This window comes from cyanobacterium endosymbiont of Epithemia clementina EcSB, from assembly GCF_029919255.1.
Lineage (GTDB): Bacteria > Cyanobacteriota > Cyanobacteriia > Cyanobacteriales > Microcystaceae > Rippkaea.
This window is the reverse complement of record NZ_CP123991.1, coordinates 1,157,602-1,181,265: the sequence shown is the minus strand read 5'-3', so window position 1 is coordinate 1,181,265 and position 23,664 is coordinate 1,157,602. Positions and strand designations below refer to the sequence as shown.

The 23,664-nt window shown below is 33.0% G+C and carries 9 protein-coding genes; 6 read left to right on the top strand and 3 right to left on the bottom strand.

Going from position 1 to position 23,664, the window contains the following annotated elements:
* Window positions 1–109: 109 nt before the first annotated feature.
* Complete coding sequence (locus tag P3F56_RS03870) at window positions 110–2,359, bottom strand: DNA polymerase III subunit gamma/tau (protein ID WP_281153471.1); 2,250 nt, start codon at window positions 2,357–2,359, stop codon at window positions 110–112.
* Window positions 2,360–3,028: 669 nt separating this feature from the next.
* On the opposite strand from P3F56_RS03870, the gene P3F56_RS03865 reads away from it, so the two are divergent.
* The 4 genes from P3F56_RS03865 (at window position 3,029) to stpA (ending at window position 13,276) form a co-directional block, all read left to right on the top strand.
* Window positions 3,029–3,232, top strand: coding sequence for a hypothetical protein (locus tag P3F56_RS03865; RefSeq protein WP_281153470.1), 204 nt, complete (start codon window positions 3,029–3,031; stop codon window positions 3,230–3,232).
* A gap of 232 nt (window positions 3,233–3,464) precedes the next feature.
* Window positions 3,465–6,530: a phosphoenolpyruvate carboxylase gene (gene ppc, locus P3F56_RS03860; RefSeq protein WP_281153469.1), complete on the top strand. Its 3,066-nt coding sequence runs from the start codon at window positions 3,465–3,467 to the stop codon at window positions 6,528–6,530.
* Window positions 6,531–6,684: 154 nt separating this feature from the next.
* Window positions 6,685–7,872: a DUF445 domain-containing protein gene (locus P3F56_RS03855; RefSeq protein WP_281153707.1), complete on the top strand. Its 1,188-nt coding sequence runs from the start codon at window positions 6,685–6,687 to the stop codon at window positions 7,870–7,872.
* A gap of 4,087 nt (window positions 7,873–11,959) precedes the next feature.
* Complete coding sequence (gene stpA / locus P3F56_RS03850; RefSeq protein WP_281153468.1) at window positions 11,960–13,276, top strand: glucosylglycerol 3-phosphatase; 1,317 nt, start codon at window positions 11,960–11,962, stop codon at window positions 13,274–13,276.
* Between the two features lie 93 nt (window positions 13,277–13,369).
* On the opposite strand, the gene P3F56_RS03845 is transcribed toward stpA, so the two are convergent.
* Window positions 13,370–14,680, bottom strand: a complete 1,311-nt coding sequence (locus P3F56_RS03845; RefSeq protein ID WP_281153467.1) for a dihydroorotase — start codon at window positions 14,678–14,680, stop codon at window positions 13,370–13,372.
* 153 nt (window positions 14,681–14,833) lie between these two features.
* Between P3F56_RS03845 and lepB the strand changes: the two genes are divergently transcribed.
* Window positions 14,834–15,433: a signal peptidase I gene (gene lepB / locus P3F56_RS03840; protein ID WP_281153466.1), complete on the top strand. Its 600-nt coding sequence runs from the start codon at window positions 14,834–14,836 to the stop codon at window positions 15,431–15,433.
* A 2,713-nt stretch (window positions 15,434–18,146) separates the two neighbouring features.
* The gene (locus P3F56_RS03835) at window positions 18,147–19,625 is read left to right on the top strand and encodes a BCD family MFS transporter (RefSeq protein ID WP_281153465.1); all 1,479 of its coding nucleotides are present in this window, start codon (window positions 18,147–18,149) and stop codon (window positions 19,623–19,625) included.
* A 1,740-nt stretch (window positions 19,626–21,365) separates the two neighbouring features.
* Here the strand turns inward: P3F56_RS03835 and bchB are convergent.
* Window positions 21,366–22,892, bottom strand: a complete 1,527-nt coding sequence (bchB, locus tag P3F56_RS03830; RefSeq protein WP_281153464.1) for a ferredoxin:protochlorophyllide reductase (ATP-dependent) subunit B — start codon at window positions 22,890–22,892, stop codon at window positions 21,366–21,368.
* Window positions 22,893–23,664: the final 772 nt, after the last annotated feature.

The window sequence follows — 23,664 nt, the reverse complement described above, 5'->3', positions numbered from 1 at the left end:
TAGTCAACAATTAATTATACACAATCAATTCAAATAGAATAAAGTTTTTTGGGTTGATATATACATCTACATTTTAAGCTAAAATAGGCAAATTTTTTCCAAGTCTTCATTAAAAGTCGAGATCTTCTTCATTTTCTATAACTTCTGGTCGTCCTTGAACAAAAGATTTTAGTTTAGTTGTTCGTTTATTACATCGTAGTTTCTCAAAAGATTTATCTAAAGCAGATAAATTAGATTTAACCTCCTGAGAAATTGCATCTATTCTATCAATTTTTTCTAAATTAACTGATTCAGTTACCTGTTCATTATACATTTCTAGTTCTCCTAAGAATGGTTTATGTAATAAATCTGAACTTGATTGAGTTTGGTCTAAATTTTCTATTCTTATTGCCGATTGCTGTTGACCAATTGTTTCAGTAATAAGAGACTTTTTAACTTTATGAGTTCCTAAAAATGGTTGTGATAGTGGGGACGAATCATATCTACTTACTTCTAAATTTTTTTCAAGATGATTGGAAGATTCACTGTGAGACTTATAAGATAAATCAATAATTTCTCCGTCAAAAATTTTAGCTAAACTTTTAGCCGCTTTTTCAATTTCTTCGACAGCAATACTACCAGAAATATCAGTTAAATCAGTTTTTTTTTCAGGACAATGAGTTTCTAGTTGAGGTTGTAATTTTATTTCAGATTGAGAATTACAAGATGTTGAGTCATTATTATTAGATTTAGAATGATGAGAATGAGAAATTGGTTGGGAGTTAATAGATCTTGAGGTTCGGTCATTGCTAATTGGAGGAAGATTTGAGGGTAAAGGTTGGATAGTTTGAGGACTGCTAGAAGTTCTATTAAAAGAGGAAGCTACTTTTAAATTCACCTTAATAGGACGTTGGCAAACCTCGAGAAAAGCTGCTTCAAGATCAGAAATTTTTCCTTGGACCAATTTGAGCAATCCTTGACTACGGACTTCAATATAGGCCGCTGACTCATCTAAATTAAGAAGATGACAATTGGATCTAACTAAATCTTGAGGAAAAGGTTGTAATTTTCCTAGAACTGACGACCAAATTTCATTAGCGTTAATTCTTGTATCTGTCCTCGTATTTTCCGCTTGTGAAATATTGGAATGTTGGGAGGAGCGGGGCATTTGAGAAGTATTGTTAGACAAGGGAGAAATGGTGAGTGTTATCTCCTGTGTCTTGTCTATTACCTCTTCTCTTCTAACTTCTATTTCGTTATCAGACTTCAAAACGGTTTGGGAATGACAAGCTGATGGTAATAAACTTAAAAGGGTGACTTCTAACCATAAACGGGGTTGAGTAGTATTTCTAAGTTGAACTTCACTTTCTTTAAGACGTTGTTGTCCTTGCAGAATAGTCTCAACTTTCCACTTTTGCGCCTCAGTAGATAAAGCTTGCCAAGTCGCCGCTGTTACCGCTGCTATATCAGGACGATTGGGAGCTGTTTTTGCAATTAAAAGGTTGAGGTAAAACCCTGCTAAATATTGCAGGACAACTAAAGGTTCTCTTCCCCGGTTCATTAAATAACGACAGTTATCTATCACTGATTCTGGGGTATCTGAAGCGATAGCCCGTAATAGTTTCAATAAATCTTGTTCAGAAACTGCCCCAACTAGATCCCAGACTTTCTCTGAGGTAATAGTCCCCGATAATAAACTTAATTGATCCAGAAGACTTTCAGCGTCTCGTAACCCCCCATTGGCAATTTGGGCAACCAATGTTAGAGCCTCATCAGCAATATCAATCGCTTCCTGGTAAGCAATTTTGCTTAAATGACCCACCATGGGTTCTATGGGAATGCGTCGGTAATCAAACCTTTGACAACGAGAAATAATTGTCGGTAAAACCCTTTGGGGATCGGTGGTGACGAGGACAAAAATTACTCTATCTGGGGGTTCTTCTAAAGTTTTGAGGAGAGCATTAAACGCCGCTACACTAAGCATATGACATTCATCAATGATATATACCTTATAGCGACACTGAACAGGTGTAAATTGCGCCTTTTCAATAATCTGTCGAATATTATCGACTCCTGTATTACTAGCTGCGTCAATTTCAATGACATCTAGGGCTGATCCTTTGGTGATTGCCTGACATATTTCACAATTGCCACAAGGGGTGGAAGTCGGATTTTCGATTTGTTGACAATTTAGAGATTTTGCTAAAATTCGTGCCGAGGAAGTTTTTCCTGTTCCCCTAGGCCCTGTAAACAAGTAAGCAGGGGCAATTCTTCGGGAGACGATCGCATTTGTTAATGTAGTGGCGATCATTTCTTGTCCCACTAAATCAGCAAATGTTTGGGGACGGTATTTATGATGTAGAGGTTCATAAGAAGACATCTAAGTTTAATTAATAGTTAATGGTTAATTTTTGAATAGACGGCTGCGGTAGTACGATTGCCTTGATTGGGTCAAGTAACAATTAGAACACAACGGTTAAAACACTTGTTTAAATATTGAACATACTAATCTCCATAGGTAACATAATGGTGTTAATCAACACTGGCTTTGCTAACTGTAATAATGTGCATTAAAATGCGAACGTATGATTTTACTCCTTATTTTTGATAAAAGTTTAGCTTGATAGAAAAGAAATCGATTATAGCGCAATCACTTTTAATGATAGTCAATAGATAAAAATAAAACTTGTAGTTCAATAATCATAAAAAGCATATTAAGAGAGTATTATTAAATAGCATATAGTGAGATAATCCTAATTTAAATTAGGAGTTTAGATTAAATTAGCTTAATCTCATTCACTACATAAGATTGGTTATCTACAATTTACAAGAAAAATGTTTTTAACGAATGACTCTTTCTTTTATCATCATATTTTTGTTTATTTTTACTAATCAAAATATTTCTAGAATCTTAATAATCTATGATTAATTTTTCTGAATCAGCATCAACAAAAAAAACTGACAAAGTTGTTCATAAACCATAATACTGTCAAAGAAGAAAGAAAAGTATATGATAAAACCAGTAATCTAGCATTAGGAATCACGATCTATGAGTCAAGTTAATCAGCCCCTCTGTCCTGTCGTTATCTGCTTAAGTTTAGCAACTGCTCCGTTTTTAGGTAGTTTGCTTATTGTCCACCAAATTTCTCAGAGATTAGGAGAGTTGGGAGAAGCTAGCGAGGAAGTATTTCGGGGTGATCGCTTGCCTATCCTCAACTTTCCTGACAGCAGTTCAACCGATCCACTTTCTTAAAGCATAATTAAATTTTTACCAACTGTAGTTAAGATTAATTTCTAATCCAGACAAGAACCGATAGAATGATGGGGATCGTTAGTCCAAAAAAAGTTCAGCAAACACTTACTATAATAAGGTAAATCTAAATTATCTAACTCCTGAAAGGAAAAAAATGACTTATCCAAATACTGCTCTCGATTCCTAAAGATTTCTATCCTTACTAGGTTTATAGAACGTCCCTGAGGTTCCCATGAATTCGCTGCACGAATCATCTCAATTCATGGTCGAAGACATTAACGTTTTTTCGACTTCCGACTTATTTTTACGTCACCGTCTCAAACTTGTTGAAGATTTATGGGAGGCAGTATTAAAAGCTGAATGTGGTCAGGGGTTGGTGGACTTACTCAAACAACTTCGGACAATGTGTTCTCCTGAGGGACAGGTGACAAGTATCCCTGAAGCCTCGATCACCGAACTTATTGAACAATTAGAACTCAATGAAGCGATTCGGGCAGCCAGAGCATTTGCTCTTTATTTTCAACTAATCAACATTGTTGAGCAACATTACGAACAACGAGAGCAACAATTAATAAGACGAGCGACCTGTACCGGAAATGAGAATAAATCTTCAAATAGACAAGAAAAGGAAATTTATAGCCCATCAAAACAGATAAACTTATTAGAAAAACGCTTTGGAGGTGATATCGCCTCTGATAAAGCTGGAACTTTTCACTGGTTATTCCCTCAATTAAAACAACTTAATGTTCCGCCCCAACAAATTCAACGGCTATTTGATCAACTTGACATCCGCCTGATTTTTACGGCCCACCCTACTGAAATTGTTCGCCACACGATCCGACGTAAACAACAGCGTATCGTAGGCATTCTACGACGGTTGGATCAAGCTGAAGAGTCGTTTCGGGGGATGGGACTAAACAACTCTTGGGAAGCTCAAACTGCTAGGGAACAACTCACCGAAGAAATTCGCCTCTGGTGGCGCACGGATGAACTTCACCAATTTAAACCCAGTGTTCTCGATGAAGTGGACTATGCCCTTCACTACTTCGATAAAGTCTTATTTGATGCCTTGCCCCAACTGTCTAAACGATTACGACAAGCCTTGAAGTCGTCTTTTCCTTGTTTACGTCCCCCCAGTAGTACTTTTTGTCGCTTCGGTTCTTGGGTCGGGGCTGATCGTGATGGCAACCCCTTTGTTACCCCAGAAGTAACTTGGCAGACAGCCTGTTATCAGCGCAATTTGGTCTTGGAGAAGTATTTGCACTCCATTGAGAATTTGACAGAACTGTTAAGTGTTTCCCTCCACTGGAGCGATGTTTCCCAAGACTTACTCGATGCTCTGGAACGTGACCGCTCGGCCATGCCAGAGATTTACGAACAATTGGCTATCCGTTACCGGCACGAACCCTATCGCTTAAAACTATCTTATATTCAAAAACGGTTAGAAAATACTCGCGACCGCAATGATCGTTTGGCAAATCCAGAACAAAGACAATTGCTTTCTAGTCTGAGGGTACAAAATATTTATCATTCGGGAACAGAGTTTTGGCAAGAGTTAGAACTAATTAAACGGAATCTGAAAGAAACAGGACTAAATTGTCAAGAACTCGACAATTTACTCTTTCAAGCCGAAATGTTTGGCTTTACCCTAACGCAGTTAGACTTTCGTCAAAACTCCTCCCGTCATTCTGATGCGATAGAAGAAATTGCCGAATACTTAGATATTCTACCCCAACCCTATAACCAGCTTCCCGAAGAAGAGAAAGTGAAGTGGTTGATACAAGAACTAGGGACCAGACGGCCCTTAATTCCCACAGGGATGCAGTTCAAAAAAGCTGAGAATAGTGAAACCGTCGAAACTATGCGGATGTTGCGCTATTTGCAACAGGAGTTCGGCTTAGAAATCTGCCAAACCTACATCATCAGTATGACTAACTATGTCAGCGATGTTCTGGAAGTACTGTTGTTAGCAAAAGAAGCAGGACTTTATGATCCAGCTATTAGTACTACTACCATTCGCATTGTGCCTTTGTTTGAAACGGTAGACGACTTAAAACGTGCCCCACAAGTGATGGGAGATTTATTCCAATTGCCCCTATATCGCGCAGCTTTAGCGGGGGGATACGATAAACTTCAGTCCTCTAACAACCCGAACAATCCCACCCCTTTGAACCTTTCGGTACTACAACCGACTAACCTGCAAGAGATCATGGTGGGGTATTCCGACAGTAACAAAGACTCAGGGTTTCTTAGCAGTAACTGGGAGATCCACAAAGCTCAAAAAGCTCTACAAAAAGTAGCTCAACCCCATGGTATTGATTTAAGATTGTTTCATGGACGGGGTGGATCGGTAGGACGAGGGGGCGGTCCTGCCTATGCAGCAATTTTAGCTCAACCCACTTCTACCATTAACGGACGAATTAAAATTACGGAACAAGGAGAAGTCTTAGCTTCTAAGTATTCTCTCCCTGAGTTAGCCTTGTATAACCTAGAAACCGCTACCACCGCTGTGATTCAATCGAGTTTATTAGGAAGTGGGTTCGATGATATCATTCCTTGGAATGAGATCATGGAAGAGTTAGCTAAAACCGCCAGGAAAGCCTATCGGGCGCTGATTTACGAACAGCCCGATTTTCTAGATTTCTTCTTGTCAGTAACTCCGATTCCTGAAATTAGCCAATTACAAATTAGTTCTCGTCCCGCACGACGCAAAAGCGGAAAAAAGGATTTGAGTAGCTTACGGGCTATTCCTTGGGTATTTAGTTGGACTCAAAGTCGTTTTCTTTTACCAGCTTGGTATGGGGTAGGAACTGCTCTGCAAAGCTTTCTAGATAAAGAAACAGAAGAAAATTTGAAGTTATTGCGGTATTTTTATCTCAAATGGCCGTTTTTCAAAATGGTAGTTTCTAAAGTTGAAATGACTTTATCTAAAGTGGATTTACAAATTGCCCATCATTATGTAAGGGAATTATCTAACAATGAAGATATAGAGCGATTTAATCGAGTTTTTGAAGAAATATCCCGAGAATATTACCTAACTCGTGATATTATTCTCTCTATTACTAACCATCAAAAATTACTCGATGGTGATGTTGGACTACAACGTTCGGTTCAGTTACGCAATGGAACCATTGTTCCTCTAGGATTTTTACAAGTTTCTCTCTTGAAGCGGTTGCGTCAATATAGTCATCAAGCCGAATCTGGGGTAGTTCATTTCCGCTATTCTAAGGAGGAATTACTACGGGGAGCGTTGTTGACCATTAATGGAATTGCTGCAGGTATGAGAAATACAGGATGATCGGAGTAAATTCAGTTAATCGGTACTTTAATATCCATCGCGATTGTCCATAATGGGATAAGGAGAATTTTATAGTAAGCACAGATAACCCTTGATTATCACTAACCTAGATTTATCGTTAGTCTGGACGATTATCATTCCTCCAGCTGCTGGTATGATGATTGGCTATTTTACAAATGATATAGCCATTAACATGCTTTTTCGTCCTTATAGAGCTATTCATATTGGTAAGCGTCGTGTTCCCTTTACTCCAGGGTTAATTCCTCGTAACCAGGAACGTCTAGCTAAAAAAGTCTCAGATACAATTATGGGATCGCTTTTGACCCCAGAAGAGTTGCAAAAGTTAGCACGACGCTTGCTCAAAACTGAAAGGGTGCAATCTGCTATTCTCTGGTTATTAAACCTAGCTATTAAACAGATTAAAAACGATAAAGAACAAAAAACGGCGAGAATTTTGGCCGATATTTTGCGGGACTTATCTAGTGAGTCTTTGCCTCGACTTCTAAAGGCATTTGCTCGTCGTCAGGATTTCTTAGAATGTCAAATTAATCAAATTTTTGACCAAGTTTTACTTGAGTTTCGTCTGACAGATACCCAAGCACGACAGTTTGCTGACTGGTTGTTAGAAACAGTTGTCCCTCCCGATGTTTTAAGGCAAACTTTAATTGATTTTTTGAGTGATCGCAATATTCAAGTCATTGATGAAGGATTTCGGGAAAAGAGCAGTGGAACTTATTGGGTAGTTGCTAATTTATTTGGACTCAAAAATACCCTAACACGGTTGCGAAATTTTTGTTTAGAAGAACAAGACATGGCTAATACCCGTTTTAAGGAATTAATGCTATCTTTAGAACTACGTAGTCGCTTACGGGAATGGTTACAAAGTCTTTGTTTAGAAAATTTACCGATTTCCACTGTAAAACAATTACGTAAAACTACAAGGGAAACTGTACAGGATTATATTCAAAACAGGGGAACGCAATTTCTTAAAGGTTTTGCAAATACAATTGACTGGGATCAATTAGCAATGTTGATTATTAACAGATTGCAAAATTCGACTACATTAACTAGTTTTTTGACAAAAATCAGCGAAGAATTAGCTTTTCTTTTAGAACGATATTTTGAAGAAGATTTAGAAAAAATTGTTGCTCAAACAATTCCAATTTTATCTATTGATCAAGTGATTATTAATCGAGTGAATGCTACAACTCCTGAAAATCTAGAAATAGCAGTTAAAGGAATAGTTAAAAATGAGTTACAAGCTATTGTAACTCTGGGAGGTATTTTAGGATTTATGGTAGGAGTTTTACAAACACTTTTATTTCTGTTAAAGTTAAACTAATTCAATTTAAATATACAAAAGTGAGATTAGTTCAGAAAAAAATATATGCTGATATTTCTTGTTTTAAGAAAAACATATATATTTTGTTAGCCTTATTCTGTGACAATAAATTTTTTATTTGCTTTTTAGAAAAAAGTTGAATGAATAGATTTACATAAACTTTTTTAAAAGTTTAACAAGTAGTCATAAATAGATGCTAAAAATGTAAATGATATTGTATTTTTATATTTTAGCCATTACAGTTGAATTCATATTGACTTAGTTGATATTTTTTATAGTAACTTCTTTGAGAAAAACTTTGTTTAACTGTATCAGCTAAATCATATTCATCTTCGAACGTACTTCCTGGAATTTAATATTTTTTATTTAATGCCATTCTCCTTCTATTAAATTTACTTCCGAACCATCAGTTGGTAGAAAAAATAGATACAGTTCTTTTTCTTTCTATTGTTTAAGTTTAGCTAAAACAGAGCTAAACTACTTGTAGACACTGAGTGATTATCAAGAATAATTACCGTATTTATCCCTTTATCTTTGCAGCATTTTCTATGCTTCATCTACTTTTACATATAAAAATTTCTATTTTTTTTTAGGATTTAGGATATAGAGCAATACTCATACTCACTTTTATTTAGTTCTATTTCTACTACTTTATTTGTAAGAAATCACGTATTCCTTAGAGAATTAATTTTACTTTTCTATCTTTTTCTAAGAACTTTTAAATATACTTAATATTTACTTCAGTTCAAGTTATTTTTCTTCTACTTCTTGGAGAATTTTAGAATTTTGATTTTTCTTGAATTATCTATCTAGAAGTGATTTTTCTAATTGTATTTTTTGATAAATGTACCCAATCTACAATCCCTTTAATTTTCCATTCTCTTGTATTTAAATACAAAATTTCTGCTCTTGTCTTCGTTCTGGAGAGAATAGGTTACTAGTCAACTTTAATAGTGCTTACTTTTCTAATTATATGAGCTGAATTTTAAAGTAAATTTGTACCTAGCGATTATTCTTTTTTAAATACTTTTCTATTTTTTATTTATTTACTCTCATTAATTTAAATTTTATTTTTTTATAAAAATTTAAGCTGTTCTGGAGTTGTTACTCTCTCTTCCATCATTTGAACATTATCATTATGACTAAACTTAAGATACTAAAATATTTTTAGTATCTTAAGTCTTTTCTCGCAATTGAGTATTATTATGTGTTACATATTCCAGAAATAAATGAATCCCAAGTTATTTAAATTGATCTAATATTTGATAATTTTTATCTACATTTGATGAAATAATTTTCTCATTAACTTCTAATCCTAAGCAATAGAGATTAAGTTAAGTTCTGTTTATTATCTAATTAACGTTTGAACTAAATCAAATATCTTCTAATTGTTAATGTAATAAACTAACTGATATTCTTAAGAATGGCAAATTTACTTTTTACCGATTTTTTAAAAAAATACAGGCAGTTTTCAGAGCTCAATAACTTTAAGAAAAAATCTAATTAGTTAGCTTAGCTAAAGAAATGAATTTATTGATAGGTGTTTTTACAATCTGAGGATGGTATTAGTTAGAACTTATGCATTGACAAGTTATGTAAAATATAGTGTGTATGCAATATATATATAATGGGTATTATATATATTCGACTAACTATTATTTGTTAAATAATGACTAAATATATTAATAAGTAAGAATACTTAATTTGAGTTTAAATGCTCTAAAATAGAATTATTATTTACTGTTTAACTCCTCTAAACTCTAAGTTTAGAAAAAAAAACAAAGTACTCAAGAAGTCAGTTTAAATAGTCCTAGATTTTTTGACTATAAATTTACTCATTCTACGTAATTGCTTTAAGAAGCGATAGTAAAATTTAACGATTTTTTTAAAAAAAATATTCAATATTGTGACTGTCTAAAAATCTTTTAAATAAACAACCATTCAATTTTTCTCGATCCTTAAGTGTTCAGCCAACTAGTACTTATCTTTTTTGTCGAATATAAATAAACAATACTATATCAAGAACTGTTAAGGAAGCATATGAACTGTAGACTTATCCTAAAAAAATAGAAAAATTTCTTAATCTAAGAAGCTCGAACAAAAATTGAAACTAATAAAAATATCAGTTAACGTTAAGTTACGCACTAAATGTTAATTATTTTAAATAAAATTTAGACTTTTTTATTTGTTTTTTAGTCAATTAACCTCCTCTAGTTCCTAATTCTTAATAGGGAATATTTCTACTGCTAAATCATTATGTCCTGAGCATAGTTTCAATAGCTTCTATCACTGCCCGCTCATCTATAGTGAGTTTCAATTGAGTAGTTCATCCTAACAGAAGTGGGTAAACCAAGCAATTATGTCTTTACTGTGTTACTCAATTAATTGTCTTATTAATAACTTAGTTGAGATTTCTAGAATTTATAGATTCTTGAATTTACAAGTATTTTCAGAGTTTTAACTAACATTTTTTGAAAAAGTCTAAAGTTAGAAGAAGAGGGAGATAAAAATGTGATTTTTTTATATAGATTCCATCAGTTATTTAACTTTTATAGCTTTATGAGAAAATAAAATCTATGACCACACAAGTCCTTGTCCACAAGGACAGTACAATAACTTCTATTTTCTTCGTAAGAAAAAATTCTTTATTTGTCCATCCTTCGAAAGTAAAAGCAGCAATAAATCTAAGTCTTAAAATTTTATTTTTCCAAAAATTATTGAATATTTATTTTTTAAAAATTGAACTTTGTTTGTGTAAGCTGCCAAGGCATAAAGTTTTTTTCTCGGGTTAACTTTAGTTTTTAGACTAAACAACACATGGCAAGAATACTGACTATAAAACCTTTTTCGGGAGTTATCTTCAGTCATGAGAAAGTAGTTCTATACTTTTTGTAGTTTCATGACGTCTAAAAAACGCTTTGCACAACTATGACTGAATTGCAAATGTTCTGCTAGTTTTCGCGTTGATTATGAGGATAAACAAGTCAGAGAACTTCGTGAAACTTACTTAAGTTGTCTAGTCGTTCAACCGGTTATAGTAGTAACTCTGACGTTACTCAAAGCGCTATTATTATCAAATAAGCGGGTCATTTTGTAATGATAATAGAACATAGTTTAAAAAAAAATTAAGCGTACATTAGTTACTATTTATAGGCGTATTTTTAATATTTAATTCTTCTGGATCGTTGACCAGATCTTAATGGGAGAAGTTGCCAGATTTAGGAATTGATTTAATTTTGTGTGTTTATACATCAGCGTTTTGGAGAGTAGAGCAATATTTTTTTATAAAAAAAAGTTTCCAGTGATGGGAAAAATTTTTTTATGGTAAAAGTTTTAACTTTTATTGTAGTTTTGTTACTGCGAGTCTAGGATGGCTCACATCATTTGTCTTGATTCATTTGTTGGAACTGACGATACTCAGTTTTGAGAACAAGTATTTTTAGAGCATGTGATGCTAATTTAATTGTTATTTAAATATAGAAACCCTATCAAAAAAAAATATTTTACTAGAAAAAAATCCTAATAGAGCAATTAAAGAGAAACAAACAGCATAATTAATTACAAATTCACTAACCGGTGATACCGGTACTGGTGTAGTTGATATAACAACCTCTCAAGGAATTGATTTGGATGGCACTTCTATCCTCTTTGCTAAATTAGCATTTTATAAAAAGTAGCATTAGAAGCCCAAAATTAACGTGGAGTAACAAATACGATATGTTCTCGTATTGTTCGTCTTGGGTCCAAATATATTTTCCAATAAAAATTCAACCAAATGTTCGTTGATGAGGGATTTATTCCGTTAAAAGATCCAGAAATTACCGATCAAGAAATTGCCTTTTATTATAAGTAATGAGCAATATGCTAGATCTTTCCTTTAACCTCTGACAAAAATCTCGGAAATTAAGGTAATTAATCGCTGATGAAGTTTAAAGTTATAGGTTAGTGTTGTTTGACTAAAGTAGATCAAGTTAATAAAAATTGCATAGCTAGAATGACTATGTTAAATTCAAACTGTATATTATTACATTGCCAATTAGGGTTTTGTCCCAATTTGTTTTTTTAGTATTCTCAATTATTAATTACAATGTCTGCCACCTATACTCCCTTACATCAACGTTCTTTATCTCTTGATCATCCAGAACTTATCAATTTAATCTCTAATCAGCAACATATTTTAATTATTCAAGATCTTGATGGTGTTTGTATGAAGTTAGTCAAAGATCCTTTAACAAGGGTAATTGATAAAAGTTATTTAGAAGCTACTAAATTATTTGAAGGACATTTTTTTGTCTTAACCAATGGGGAACATATTGGCAAACGAGGGGTGAATGCAATTATTGAACGTACTTTAAAGAATATCGATCTAGTCCAAGATAAAGGTTTTTACTTACCAGGTTTAGCAGGTGGTGGAGTCCAATGGCAAGATTGTTATGGGAATGTTTCTCATCTTGGGGTTAGTGAAGAAGAATTAACCTTTTTACAACAAGTCCCTCAGAAGATTGAAAAAGCTTTAATCGAATTTTTTCAGCAAAATAATTGCGGGTTAGAAGAAAATAAAATTAAACAAGGGATTCAATTAGCTGTTCTAGATAATAAAGTATCCCCTACAGTTAATTTAAACATATTTCATGAATACTTACAGTATCAAGAAGATAGCTATTGTAAATTACAGCTGGCAATGAAAATTTTAATGGATAATTTGCAAGAACAAGCCAAATATCAAGGATTAGATAATTCTTTTTTTGTCCATTATGCCCCTAACTTAGGGAAAGATGTTCAAGGACAAGAAATCATGCAAATAGCTGAAGGGGAGGATTCAGGAACAACAGATTTTCAATTTATGTTGCGAGGAGCAATTAAGGAAGTTGGGGTACTAGTTATCCTCAATCGTTACTTTTACAATAAAACAGGACAATACCCCTTAGGAGAGAGTTTTAACGTTCGAAAATCTCCCAAAGAACATCAAAAATTACTAAAATTAATTAAAGATAATTTTGATCCAATGCAGATGCCAACTATTATAGGAGTAGGGGATACTGTTACTAGCAAAGCTAAGGAAATAAATGGTCAATTAACCTTTCAACGAGGAGGAAGTGATCGCGGATTTTTACAGATTATTCAAGAGATTGGCAAAGAATTTAAGTCTGGGAATGTTACCGTTTATATTGATAGTAGTAATGGGGAAGTTAAGAATCGTAAACCCCTAAAATTAAAAAAGTTTATCAACCCTGAAAATAGAGATTCACCAGGAGAATTACGAGTTATTAGAGGTCCAGGAGATCACCGAGATCAAAATGACTCACTAATCCTGAATGTTGTATTTCCTGAAGGATATAAACAGTATATTCAATTCTTCAAAAAAGCAGCTACAGCAAGGTATAAGAATAATTATCCTAGTTGAAGGGGAGTTGTAGAAATAACTGCTCTGAAACAACTAAAAGTGATTAACTTTTAGTTGTTCTCAATATAAAAAGAAAGGTTAGTTAACTATTAACTATTCAAACTTTAAGGGGTTTCCCCGAACGTAAGTGTTTAGTTTTCCCCTTTCATAAACTACTTGTCCCCCAACAATTGTGACTATTGGCCATCCAGTCAACTTCCATCCTTCAAAAGGACTCCAACCACATTTAGTTTGTAAATTTTTTCGTTGAACAGGAGCATAATTTTCTAAATCGACTAGTACTAAATCAGCATCATACCCTGGTTTAATTAACCCTTTATTGGGAATTTTATAAGCCTTAGCAACGGCAGTAGACATCCAATTAGCCACTTGGAAAATACTACAGCGCCCTAATTTAGTTTGAGTTAACATTAAGGGTAAAGATGTTTCTACCCCTGGCATGCCTGAAGGAGAATCGGGATAATCTTTAGCTTTTTCTTCTAAGGTATGAGGAGCATGATCAGTGGCGATAAAATCAATTATCCCATCTAACAAAGCCCGCCAAAGAGTAGCATTATTTTCAGGTGCCCGCAAGGGGGGGTTCATTTGAGCTAATGTTCCCATTCTGTCATAGGCTTCCGTATTAAGTAATAAATGTTGGGGGGTTACTTCTGCTGTTACCCAATTAGGTTTATTCTCCCGCAAGAATTCTGCTTCAATTCCTGTAGAGAGATGAAGGATATGCAATCGTCGTTGATACTTATTCGACAATTTTAGGGCTAATTTTGTCGCGTTAAGGGCAGCAGTTTCATCTTGGATTTGGGAATGGATAGCTGGATGAGTAATATCAGAAAATTCTTGGCGACGTTGAATAATTCTAGCTTGATCTTCGGCATGAACCGCAATCAATCGGGTTCCTTCGGCAAAAATTGGCTCTAATTCAGCTTCTCGACTCACCAGTAATTTCCCGTGTGCTGACCCCATAAAAATTTTAATGCCACAGGTAGGATTAGCTATTAATAAATCAGGTAAATTGTCAGGGGTAGCACCGATAAAAAAACCATAATTGACCAAACACTTCTGGGCGGCCAAGTGTAGTTTATAATCTAAAGCTTCTTGAGTAATGGTTAATGGACGAGTGTTAGGCATCTCTAGAAAAGAGGTGACTCCCCCCTTAGCACAGGCACAAGTAGCGGTAAAAAGGTCTTCTTTGTGTTCTAGTCCAGGTTCACGGAAATGAACTTGAGGATCAATCACCCCGGGCAACAAAGTCAGTCCCGTTGCGTCTATTAAAATATCGGGGTCCGGTGTAACAATTTCTGGAGCTACTTCAAGAATCTTTCCGTCTTGGAGTAAAACGTCCCCGAAAAGAAACTGACCATCAGGCAAGAGAATCCGAGCGTGACGAATGAGGAGTTGTATCATAGTATGAGTATTGGTAGACCAAAATCAATTCTGAGAATAATTCAATCTTGCCACCGCTTTGAATATCGTCAAACTAAAAAGCGAATGATCGTTACGTTGAAATTTTCCTGTCCCTATGTCTTTTAATTCTTTGTTTTTATATTAATAACTCCTATGGCTCGAAGCTTGAAACAAGAGATTAAGAATCCAAATCAGCCTCCCCAAGAAAACCCTTGGATTGAAGGGATTAAAACTATAGCCACGGCAGCTATTTTAGCCTTTGGCATTCGTGCATTTGTGGCAGAAGCTCGTTATATTCCTTCATCTTCTATGGAACCGACTCTACAAGTAAATGATCGCCTTATTATAGAAAAAGTTAGCTATCATTTCCAAGAACCCAAGCGGGGTGATGTGGTAGTATTTAACCCAACAAAAGCTCTTCAGGAGAAAGATTTTCGCGATGCGTTTATTAAACGAGTAATCGGGTTACCTGGAGAAACCATTGAGGTGAAAACGGGAAAGGTCTATGTTAATGGTCAAGCTATCAAAGAAAAATACATTTCTGAAGATCCTAACTACGATTACGGTCCAGTTACAGTTCCTGAAAGGGAATATCTAGTTTTAGGAGATAATCGTAATAACAGTTACGATTCTCATTACTGGGGACATGTCCCGAAAGAGAAAATTATTGGTAAAGCCTTTGTGCGTTTTTGGCCTTTTAACCGACTGGGCATATTGGATAAACATCCCATTTATCCATCAACTCAGCCCTGAATATTTCCTCAAAGTATATTTATTCAATAGATACAATAAACAAAAGCAAATCAAATCTATCTAAAATCTCCGAACTAATTTTCTCTATTCCCTAAAACTAGGGGTATGGATATAGTGTTTTTGTCTCTTCTTTAGACTAGTCCATGTGTACAGGCTTTCTTGCCATCATCACACTTTTAACATGGCAAAAATATGGGAACTGAGTGATTTATAAAATAAAACCGCAAGAGAGTTAATATTTAAGTGGGCTTATGTAGAGCTTTTAAAAGCTAAAATTTACGTCGGATTATTACTCAAATAGAAAGTTGAAAGTAACGACAATAAATCTTAATTCCTAAGACGTTGAACACATACTATACTACAAAATTAATATGTACTTTCGCAATAAGTTTCTAAAGATTGTGCAATTCTCTGCAGAAAAAAAGCAATAAGTCATGTTGAATATATTGCTTACTCCTGAATTATCTTTGATTCCGGCAGTTTACAATAGTCTTAAAGCTATTACAAATAAATTTACTCAAAGAAAAAGGCTATAATTTCACTCTTTCTATATTTACTAAACAGGCACTATCTATGTTAAATCCTTAGATATGAGAGTCAATGTACTAAAAATATGGTTATTTTTAACCCCTAATTAAGAGTATTAAAATCTGTTCAGGGCTTTTGATATGAAGTATAGTAGACTATTTAACTAAACTTTATAACTGTCCTTAATTCTTAGCTTACTTTCACACCTATTTTATATAGAAACAAGCTAAAGAGAAAAGGTTTTACTATACTTGCCAGATAAAAATTAAAATATAAAAACTAAGTTTAATCGTTAGTCATAGCTTTCATAGCTTTGATTAAAAGCCAGAATTATTACATAGTTGATACTTTTACAGGGTTCGTATTTTAATTAAATCAAATTAAATTAAATTAAATTAAATTATACTAAACTCAATATCTTTACTTTATTTATACCTATTGTATTGAATGCTGGACTCAATATAGATTTAACAGTGATTTATATTTAAAATTGTTCAACTACCAGAAAACTTTATCAAAATTTATCAAAATTTATCATAATAATCTTAACTGTTAGAGATTTGTCTTAGGAAGAAAATACCATATATCTCAAGACTAATCTTCATTAAATAAAATGCAATTTATATAAAAAAAGCAAAATAGTCAAGTTTTTTTACTAAAAAACATATACTTAAATATTTTGCAAAAAAATAACTGAAGAGGTATCATGACAGTTAAAGTCAACATTCGAATGAATAAATGATCGCAGAAATTATAGAAATAAAAATATTTTTATATAAAAAAAATAGCTATAGACTTATGAAAAAAAGGTTTTGATTAAGATTTAAGAGGTCAGTATAGAGCTTGAACAATTTCATAAGAATACTTTAAATAAATTAGTGCCATATCTTAAAGTAGTAACAGTTTTATGTTTAAAATAACTTAATTGTCAATTAAATGCCCCAAAAAACTTAAATAGTAAGCTAAAAAACTGAGAAGTATTAATTTCTTAAAAAGATTCTGTTATAGTCATATAATAACAAATATTTTTAATTTTAAGAAATAAAATTTAAGCAGAGAATAGAAAAACCAAATAAAATTAAGAACATAAAACGTCACTAGTCATCTTAAAAAGAAAGATATTAATTAAACTAAATATATGATAAAGTAAAAAATAACAAAGAGAAAGGAATAGATACAGTAATTATTTTTGATAATATTTTTTTGTCTGCCAATGATTTAGTTTAAACAGAATTAAAAAAATAGAAAAAATATATTACATCTATTTTCTCTGCCAATTTATAGTATATAAGTTAATTTAACAAAAGAAGAATAACATCAAATAAAAGCCAATAAATCGCTATAAGTATTTTGCTTAAAGTAGTCATTTCAGTAGATACAATTCAAGTAAAAATATTTTATTTTTGATTATCTGAATATAGAGACATAAAATATTATTATCTGAGTTTAAAATTGTTTTTTTATTTAAAATTGTTTAACAAAAAACTATTTTTTTATCTTTTGTTGGCAACAACAACTAATTTTAGTCCTTGCCAATAAAACCTTTTTAAATAGTTTTTGAGCAGTATTCTCTTCAAACCTACATGATTTATTAATTAAATATTGTGTTCACTTATAAATGAGTTTATGATTATTTGTATAGTCTAGGTTCACTTAGAAGCTAATAACTAATCTCAATTTTTGAGAATTAAATACCGCTTAAGTATGTAATGCTATCTCACAAAATTTTAGCCACATTCAACTAAACTTTTAAAAACTCTATGTGCTCTACTATGAGACCAGTAGAAGATTTCTATCAGAGTAGAATCAATAAAACTGATTTCTGTTATTTCTCCTTTGTAAGTCAGGGAAAAACAGTAAAATAATATTCTGTACCAGGGCATAAATTCCACAAATTATGGTTGACTAGATTAGAAGATTTTTTTTTTGTAATTAGAAAAATCCTAATGAGTAACAGAATAGCAACGCTATTTTTAGCTTTTATCAAGAGAGATATAGATACCAAAATAATTCAGTTAAATCGAGATAAATTTTATATGCAAAGTGCAAGATTTAACTCAATTCTGCTTCTTTTTTTTACCTCAATTTCATTCAAACTCAACTTCGTTTTAAAAAATATTTTTGATACAATCAAAAATATTTTTCCACTTATAGACCAATTTTACATCTGTTAAAAATAACCAACATGGCTACTAGCGACCGTCTTATAATTCCTCAACCAAGTCCCCACAAACCCCTCCCAAAACTAAACCTATTCACCATGTTCCGTCTAGGATTATTCCAGATGGGGTTAGGTATCATGTCTTTGCTGACTTTAGGAATCTTTAATCGAATCATGATCGATGAATTGACTGTGTTGCCGTGGATAGCAGCAACGGCAATCGCCATGTATCAGTTTGTCAGTCCCGCTAAAATTTGGTTTGGACAAATGTCCGATACAAAAAAAATTTGGGGCTATCATCGCTCTAGTTATGTCTGGATCGGAGCAATTCTATTTACTTCCCTAGCCTTTATTGCCTTACAAGGAGTTTGGCAGTTAGGATTTAGCTTGAAAGAGACAGGATGGAGTATGACGACTTGTACTTGGGCAGTCCTGTTAGGGGTTATTTTTGCTCTCTATGGCTTAGCTTTAAGTTTTAGTAGTACTCCCTTTGCCGCAATGTTGGTGGATATTTCTGATGAGGATAACCGTTCCCAACTAATCAGTATTGTTTGGTCAATGTTGATGGTAGGCATTATCGTTGGGGCAATTGTTAGCTCAAAATTACTTAATAGCCCCGATATTTGTGGAAATATTGTTCTATCTTATGATTCGATGGTAAGCGCTAAAACAGTTGATATTCCTGCCTTACAAGAAACTGTTAACCCTGTATTTATTACTATGCCTGCGGTGGTCTTAGGGTTGTGTTTTGTAGCGACTTGGGGGATAGAAAAGCGATATTCTCGGTTTGGTCTGAGATCAATTACAGTTGAACGAGAAGATAAAATTACCTTGGGACGAGCAATAAGAATTTTGACTGCTAATCGTCAAACTTGGTTATTTTTTAGCTTTTTATTGACTCTTACCCTTAGTCTATTTATGCAGGATACGGTACTTGAACCTTATGGGGGTGAGGTATTTGGAATGTGTATTGCTGAAACTACCCAATTAAATGCGTTTTATGGCATGGGAACCCTATTGGGCATCAGTTTAATCGGGTTCTTAGTCGTTCCTCGTTTAGGAAAGCAACAAACCATAAAATTAGGCTGTTTTTTATCAATATTTTGTTTTGGGTTAATTATCTTAGCTGGTGGGATAGAAAGTCAAAGTTTATTGAAGTCTGGGTTACTCTTTTTTGGACTAGCATCAGGAGTGTTAACTGCGGGAGCAACAGGTTTAATGTTAGATTTAACCACAGCAGAAACTGCTGGGACGTTTATCGGTGCTTGGGGGTTAGCTCAGGCGATGGCGAGGGGTTTTGCAACCGTTTTAGGAGGGGCAGTTTTAAATTTAGGAAAGGTGTTTTTTTCTACTCCTTTTTTAGCTTACGGATTAGTGTTTGTGGCGCAAGGAATAGGAATAGTTTTGACGATTTGTTTGTTAGGACGTATTAGTATTCAAGAATTTAAAAACGATACGAATTCCGCTATTGCTGCGGTCATGGAAAGTGATTTAGATGGGTAATATAGAGATTGATGGTCATTTTAAGCTATATATTGATGTATAGTGATTTTAATAAACGACGATGGCAACAAAGTTTAAAATTAAGAATTTTTCAACCTATTTATGTCTCCAGCTAAATTCTTTCAGATAACAATTTGGCGAACTAAATTAGAATCAGTTTAGCTACAATAAGATGACAAGAAAAATTATGTAGTTAAGACTTAAAAAGCAGATTGTCAAACTTTTAATGATCAACTAGTAGTAAAACTAAGAGGTTTGATTAGAGGGGTCTATGGCGTTCTCTACAATTATCAATACTTCTCAAGATTAAATTGACATTAAACCCGAGCTACGGGACTATCTAGTTTGTCAAGCACATTAAACTCAGTTGATTCTAGATTACTCTGATAAATAGATAATTGTAACGAGTTAATATAAAAATCGCTTAAGATTAATTATGTCAGCTATATTATACAAGTGTATATTAGCCAATGGACATAGGTTTTCATATAAGCGCAATCTTCCTCTAGTTAGTGTAAATAAATTTTTTATAATTACTTATTTATATCTATGAATTAAATTATTTTAAAGAACTGACTTCAAAAAAATACAGATTATCAACTTATTAGAGTAATTGCTATTATCACCACTATGATAACTTGTTTTTTTATAAAAAAACAAGTTATCATAGTGCATTTGAAAAATTTTAAACTTCGTCAGAGAACTTAAACTATTATCGATTTTGTTTAGATAAGCATTATAAATTATAAAAATATTTCTTATTTAAAAGAGATAATATTTAGTTCCTGAAAGATTAGGCAAAAATAATTAAAATATCAGATGATAAAAACTTATTATCTTTATGTTTTTATCACATAGCTAAAAGTTGGATAGATAGTATTAAATTTTTGAAAAATTCCAGTTTTCTAGATTACTTGAATAAAAGTTTTAGAGATATTTTAACGAATTTATTGCATTATTAATATATTTGAAAAATTATTGTATTCGTCAAGACACTTTCAGACTAACTGTTTCTATAATCAAAAATATCATAAGAGAAGACTAAAAAATTAATTTTAAGAAATATATAATTGCTGGAACATATCGATGGTATAAACCAGATATTACAGTAACTAATAGTTTTTTTATCTAGGGTCCTGGTAACTTTTTTGAAGTAAAAATAGACAGAAGTATTCGCAATAATTTTTTTAAAAAAAATTTAGCTATTAAATCTAAAAACCATAATTTATATTAATAGCTTTACCATCAAATAAATAAGTTTTTAACGATAATTAGAAAAGATTTATAATTAGGCGCTGGAGTCTCAGAAAAAGATAAATTTGATTAATGAGTATTGTATTGTGACCAACCCAAATCTTCCTCAGTTAGTTGAGCATCTTTCAGGATACTTTCCAAAGGTCTTTTAGGTAGACTTCAGATGAACTAGTATAAAGAAGAATGGCATCAATCCAGCCTTTCACATAAAATTATGATAGTTACTGATAATCCGCTTAAACTCTCAACCATCTTGCTCCAAACTTTTACAAAATATTTTGCTATAAATTACTCTAAACACTATTTTCTTGCGAAATAAGAGCTTTTACAAAGGCGAAGTGTATGCCTAGAATGTTAAGCAGAATGACTGTTAATCTAATGCTTCGATTACAACAGTTTCAGATCAAGGAATATCTCAGTAAATAATAGCATCTTCATTTAATTTGATATGTGAAGATGAAATGGATAATACTCAGCTTACATTAATCAAGCCCCTACAGACTCTTTAGCAGCATACATAACCTCAAGAGTAATTATAGAAAACTCATGTTTCCTGGCAAACTTTTCAGTATTACGCTTGACTTTATCTCGTACAAAACTAGGAATTTTATTTAATTCTGCTTGTGCTTCTTTATTCCAATTAAAATCGGAATTAGTAGAAATTCCTTTCGTGATAACTTCTTTAGTATCATGTCCCCCAAAGATTTCTAAGAGATGAGCTTCCATTCCCAGAGTAAAAGAATTATAAATCAGATCACAGATCTGATTTGTACCTTCATAACCACAGAAAGGTTTGTAACCAATGGGAAAATTTTGAATATGAATAGGAGCAGCAATTACTCCACAAGGAATATCTAAGCGTTTTCCAATATGACGTTCCATTTGCGTTCCAAAAATAGCAGAAGGTTCCAGACGAGCGATCGCATCACCAACTTCTGTATTATCATCACTAATTAAAACCTGATCACAATATTCACTGACTTGTTCGATGAACCATTTTTCATCATACTTACAATAAGTCCCTGCTAAAATTACATTAATTCCCATCTCCCGCGCGAGGATTTTAGTCATTGCTGCTGCATGAGTATTATCCCCAAATACCACCGCCTTTTTCCCCGTTAAATTCTGACAATCAATAGAATGAAAGAACCAAGCAGCTTGGGAAACATGAAGAGTTTGTTCTTTGATATTGTTTTCATAATCAACATTAGCACCTTGTTCATTAATTACCTGTTGAATTTTCCGGATACACCGCGCTGTTTCTACTACTCCCATTGGGGTTATATCTACATAGGGAGTTCCAACTTCTTTTTGTAAATATTGAGCTGCTATCAATCCTAATTCTCGATAAGGAACTAAATTGAACCACGCTTTGGGTAGATTTTTTAGGTTGTGAACTGATGCACCTTCGGGAATCACTTCATTAATTTCAATTCCTAAATCTTTCATTAATCGTTTTAGCTCAGTACAGTCATGTTTGTTATGGAAACCTAGGGTAGATATCCCGATAATATTGACGGAAGGTTTTTCAGTTTTTCTTTGAGGTAATTTACCTTTTTTCCTAACTTTTTCTAGATAAAATTTAATGACTTGATATAAGGTTCTGTCTGCTGCTTGCAGTTCATTATAACGATAATGATTAACATCAGCTAACATCACATCTCCTTTCGTATTTATTTGGGCATGAGCTACAAAATTTGCTAAATCTTCTTGTAAGATACTAGAGGTACAAGTGGGCGTTAGGATGATCAAATCTGGGTTTTCTTCCCGATCTTTCCGAATGATATTATCAACTACCTTTTCTTGGGAACCTCGTGCCAAGACACTACGATCTACAATACTAGCGGTAACAGGGGTAAATTCCTTTTCCCTTTCCAACATAGAACGCATTACGTTAAAGTAATCATCGCCTAGGGGGGCGTGCATGATAGCATGGACATTTTTGAAGGAACTGGCAATTCTTAGAGTTCCAATATGTGCAGGTCCGGCATACATCCAGTAAGCGAGTTTCATAAAGTTCTCCAGTATCTATTTAATAAGAATCGATTATGGTATTGCTTCAAGCTTTTTTTCGATTGTCTCAAAGTTATTGCCTTTAGGAAGTAGTTGCTTAAATAACGTTACACATGGGAAAGCAAGATTATATACTTTATTTTGACTAAAGTTAAAGGTAAATTTAAGCAACTTTTAGGCGATTCAATTTTGATCAATCTTAATGTTTTTAGAAAAATTGGTAGATATTGCTCAACTTAACAACTTCAACTACAATAAATAAAATTATGTCTAATGCTCACTATTCTTATATTCTTGCTTTAACCTTTTGCTATTGTTACTTTCTTAAAAGAGTTCTTTTTTTAGAAAAATTAATATTTTTAATAGACTTAGTAAGTGTTTGTAGATAAAGTTAAGAAGCACTATTTTAATATGTGTTTTACACCTAAAAGTTATTTCCATAAACAGATACCATAATATGGTATTATAGTCGGCTATAAGAACTACGATTAACTGATGTCATCTCCTCGTTTAAAGATATTGTTTAGGTTGGAGCAGAAGAAGACTTTATTTAAGTTAAGTAAAGCTTAAAAAGCTTCTCAAAGATTAAAAATTAAAGAGCATGTTATTAGATTATCAGCAATGAGGTGTAAGGAAGAAAAAATTTTTATTTATCAAAAATAGGTTTAATTGACGGTTCACATAATAATCTTCAATAAGACACACTTAAATTAATAGAATTATGAAATACTCCGCGAAGCTGTAGAAGAAATTTATGTTTTTTATCTAGATA

Coding starts and splice junctions, on each gene's coding strand:
- P3F56_RS03870 (WP_281153471.1), bottom strand. CDS start 2,359: ATGTCTTCTTATGAACCTCTACATCATAAATACCGTCCCCAAACATTT.
- P3F56_RS03865 (WP_281153470.1), top strand. CDS start 3,029: ATGAGTCAAGTTAATCAGCCCCTCTGTCCTGTCGTTATCTGCTTAAGT.
- ppc (WP_281153469.1), top strand. CDS start 3,465: ATGAATTCGCTGCACGAATCATCTCAATTCATGGTCGAAGACATTAAC.
- P3F56_RS03855 (WP_281153707.1), top strand. CDS start 6,685: ATGATGATTGGCTATTTTACAAATGATATAGCCATTAACATGCTTTTT.
- stpA (WP_281153468.1), top strand. CDS start 11,960: ATGTCTGCCACCTATACTCCCTTACATCAACGTTCTTTATCTCTTGAT.
- P3F56_RS03845 (WP_281153467.1), bottom strand. CDS start 14,680: ATGATACAACTCCTCATTCGTCACGCTCGGATTCTCTTGCCTGATGGT.
- lepB (WP_281153466.1), top strand. CDS start 14,834: ATGGCTCGAAGCTTGAAACAAGAGATTAAGAATCCAAATCAGCCTCCC.
- P3F56_RS03835 (WP_281153465.1), top strand. CDS start 18,147: ATGGCTACTAGCGACCGTCTTATAATTCCTCAACCAAGTCCCCACAAA.
- bchB (WP_281153464.1), bottom strand. CDS start 22,892: ATGAAACTCGCTTACTGGATGTATGCCGGACCTGCACATATTGGAACT.